The sequence below is a fragment of the bacterium genome, from assembly GCA_040753555.1.
Classification (GTDB): domain Bacteria; phylum UBA9089; class UBA9088; order UBA9088; family UBA9088; genus JBFLYE01.
Genome location: JBFMDZ010000184.1, coordinates 1 through 4,040, shown reverse-complemented (window position 1 = coordinate 4,040; position 4,040 = coordinate 1). Strand labels below are relative to the sequence as shown.

Here is a 4,040-nt window from a genome sequence, read left to right as displayed (position 1 = left end):
AAACAATAACCTATACCCTATACTACAAAAACACAGGAAACACAGAGCTAAAGGATATTATTCTTACAGATTATCTTCCCAACAACAGCATAACCACATATTACCTTGGAAGCCTTACCCAAGCTCAAGATGGCACAATAACAATAGATTACTACATAACAGAACCCCCAGGCTCAAACATTACAAACAAAGCAGAAATAATCGCCAAAACAGAATGCGACGAAACAATAGCATCATCCTCTTCATTATCAACCTATATCCTTGATAAAAGATATATCTTACATATCCCAAAGGATTATCCAACAATCCAAAAGACAATAAATGTAGCAAGGGAAAATAGCACAATCTATGTTTCCTCAGGAACATATCAGGAGGCAATTACCATTAACAAGGGAATAAGCTTGATTGGAAATAATGCAACCATAACCGCAGAAGGACTTTGGACAGATGCAATAAGATTTGAGGGAAAGGATACGGATAAAGCAACCATTACAGGATTTACCATAATAGGTGCAGATGGCAATGGAATATCTTGCACAAATGGAAGCCCAACCATTGTGAATAATAGAATAAGCGATATGGATTATTGTGGAAAGGGGGCTTGGGGGAAAACATAAATAAAATGCAAAACTTAAAACGCAAAATGCAAAACTGTGGTTAAGGATTTAAATAAAGGGCAAAAAATTTGTTTGACACCCCTCTGAACACCCCGTCTGCCTTCGGCAGACACCCCTCTAGGAGAGGGGAATTATTCCCCTTGTTTGAAGGGGTGGCAGACCGTAAGGTCTGACAGGGTAGTAAGAAGGCAATGTAAGATGAAGAAGCTATTGGCTTTAAAGACACAGGATGGAAGAAAAAAATTTTGTTTGACAAAGAGGAGCAAGTGTTGTTAAAATTAAGGTATGATTAAAAAATTATGGAGGTGATGCCAAATGAAGGCAAAGCTTATTAGCTTAGGGATTGTTTTGGGATTAAGCTTAATCTCAGGATTAACTTATGGTGAGTGGTGGAGGTTTTGGGAGGGAAAGCCTAAGAAAGAGAAAGCAAAACAAGAAAGGGTTGTCAAAAAAGGCTCAAAAAATACTAAAAATCAAACCCAATCTCTGGTTTTATCCAAAAATGGAACCTCTACTGACCCAGCTCAACCGCTTTTGGATGAGGCACATGAATTCTATAAAAAGAGTGATTGGAAAGTATATACCGAAAGAAACTGTGCCGAAGGATTAGAATATTGTAATAAGGCAATTGAGAAATATGAGGAATTGGTGAACAAATACCCCGATTCTCCCTTAGCCCCGATTGCTCTGACTATGATGAATCACACATATATGGCAAAACTTGAGTGTGATCCAGATAATAAACCATATTATCTTGAAAAATCTACTGAATGCCTTAAAAAAATCCTTACTGACTATCCTGATAGCAAAGAGGAAAGAAGTGTTCGTGCTAGCATTGGAGCTAGGTATATGATGAAAAAAAACTATCCAAAGGCTCTTGAATATTTTCAAGCCCAAATTTCTAAATACCCTGTTGAGGGAACACACACAATACCAACTTATATGATGATGGCAATAACATATAGAAGGATGGGAAGTTATACAGAAGCACTTTCTATTTTTCAAAAGTTTAAAGAAGAGAACCCTAATAATGCATGGGTAAAATGGAAGGTTGTTGATGCAGAAATTGCAGATTGTTACAGAGATCTAGAAGAATTTGATAAATCACTAGAAATAAACCTTAAGATAATAGAGGAGGTTGACCCCCGGGTTCATCCGAGGATTCTTGAATTGGATCTTACTATCTACAACATAGCCTGGATATACGATGAAATTAAAAAGGATTATAAAAATGCAGAGATATGGTATAAAAGGCTGATTAAGGATTATCCTGATAGTGAATTTAAATTTGATGTAAGAGAAAGACTAGAAGAACTTGAAGCTCAAGGTAAACTGTCTACAAACAAGAAAAAACGATGAAGATAAAGTTTTTTCTTTTTCTTTTTATTGGGCTTATTATTAGCCAGAGGCTTGATGCTAAAATTGGAATTCCAGGAGGGCGAAAGTTTTCTGAGAATTGTGAATATTTGCACCATGAAGGGGATCGACTGAAGAATCAACGAGAAAAGATTGAAAGAATCTGCACCAAGCTTAAAATGGCTTCTCCTAAAGATGGTTCTAGTGTTGAAGGTATAGTTAAGGTCTCAGCCGATGCCTTTGGTTATGGCTACATCCCCAAACAGGAAAATACAGAATTTGAGATTTCTGGAGAAGGATATTATACAGTAAAGAAACCTACTGACTATTGCTATGACTTCCTTTATGATACTTCTGATGAGAGCTATATCCCTCCCAATTGCATGATCTCCGCTTGGTGGGACACCACCAAGGTTCCCAATGGTTGGTATTGGATTGATGTATGTGAGACTATCCAATACGGATCACCACCTATTCCTGGATTTATTTTTAGTGAGAAGATAAAGGTCTATGTCAACAATAAGTTTATGGTAAGAATCTCTCCCACAAAACAATATTTTTATAAAGGAGGCATTACAAAATCCCATAAGATAACCATAGAAAATAAGACAAACAAGGAATTTACCGCAAACCTTAGCTTAACCAAGACAAAAGATTCCTCCTGCCTTTCGGTTACCAAAGAACCCGAGAAATCCCTAACCCTTCCCCCTGAAGGAAATGGAGAAACAAGCATAAGTATAACCTCAAAGGATCCATTAAAAGAAGGAGATGACTTAATCCATAGCTTATCTGTCTCCATCCCAGGAATTCCCGATGAGAATATAGAATACCCAACAGGAAAAGAAATAAGGGATATTTCAGAACCAGATACCACCCAACCCAAGATAAAGAAAACAAAAGTTCTTAAAGGGAAGAAGGATATTAGTGGAAACATTGTTGATGCCACCACTGTATATTCCAAAGACTATGAAACAAACAAGATAACCAGCGAGCCAATGGTTGGTGAAGGAAACCTTTTTGTTGAGCTTACATTTGATGAAGAAATGGATAGAGATAAGCCATTAAATGTATTCTTTAGCTCAGATAACCACCCTGTTTCATACTGCTTTTGGTCAAATACCAACACAACCTGGCTAGGTGAATTCTTTATCCCAAGGAATTCGGAATACCAAGGAACACATACCCTATCAATCTCTGATGCAACTGACCTTGCAGGAAATACCTTTGATGCTGACCCAACAACAGAACAAATAGACCCAGATACAAGCAATCAATTCCAAATATTCCTTCCAGATATTGCCTATACACAATGGTCTCCTGTTCCTAATTCAACCAAAAAGGAAGGCTCTACTCGTTTATTAAACATAGAGAGCAAGGAATCAATAAGGCTTTCTGGAGGATGTAATCCCCAATTCTTCCCTGATGGAGAATGGCTTGCTCTTCATGGAGGAGGAACTCCAACAGGTGATGTTGATATATGGAAGATAGGAATAGATGGGAGAAGCCCACAAAACCTAACAAATAGTCCAAAATCAGAGGGAAATTTTCTGATAGCAAAGGATGGAAAGAAAATAATCTTTGAGAGAGAAATAAAGGCAAGCAATCAAGACATCTTTGTTTTAGACTTAGAACAAGGAAAAGAGACAAACCTTACTAATTCAGATATGAAACTAGAATATATCTGGAATATTTCACATACCCAAAAAAAGATTCTCTATTCATCAAAGAGTTATGGTGGAGCAGAACCAGAGGAAATCTGGATAATGGATATGGATGGAAGCAATAAGAGAATGCTTATCTTAGGAAAAGATGAAAATGGAACTAATATATGGATAGATGTTTCCCCAAGGGCAATATTTTCTCCTGATGGTAGCAAGATATTCTATTCAAGGGATGTTTTTACCTATGATAATGAAGGGAAAATAAGTTCAGCTAACATTGAGATATACTCAATAAATGTAGATGGCTCTGATAACAGAAGAATAACCAATACCCCAGAAGAAGATGAGGTTATAAACGACATCAATGATACAAAGCTTTTGTATAAGGTAATAACAAAGAATGGGG

3 protein-coding genes are annotated in these 4,040 nt (G+C 36.9%); all 3 read left to right on the top strand.

Annotated elements, in window-relative coordinates:
• On the top strand, positions 1 to 617 hold a 617-nt coding region (locus tag AB1630_10910; protein ID MEW6104301.1), incomplete at its 5' end, for a hypothetical protein.
• A gap of 315 nt (positions 618 to 932) precedes the next feature.
• Entirely contained in the window at positions 933 to 1,976 is a 1,044-nt protein-coding gene (locus tag AB1630_10905; GenBank protein MEW6104300.1) for a tetratricopeptide repeat protein, read from the top strand.
• On the top strand, positions 1,973 to 4,040 hold a 2,068-nt coding region (locus AB1630_10900), incomplete at its 3' end, for a hypothetical protein (GenBank protein ID MEW6104299.1). The genes AB1630_10905 and AB1630_10900, both read left to right, overlap by 4 nt.

Coding starts and splice junctions, on each gene's coding strand:
- AB1630_10905 (MEW6104300.1), top strand. CDS start 933: ATGAAGGCAAAGCTTATTAGCTTAGGGATTGTTTTGGGATTAAGCTTA.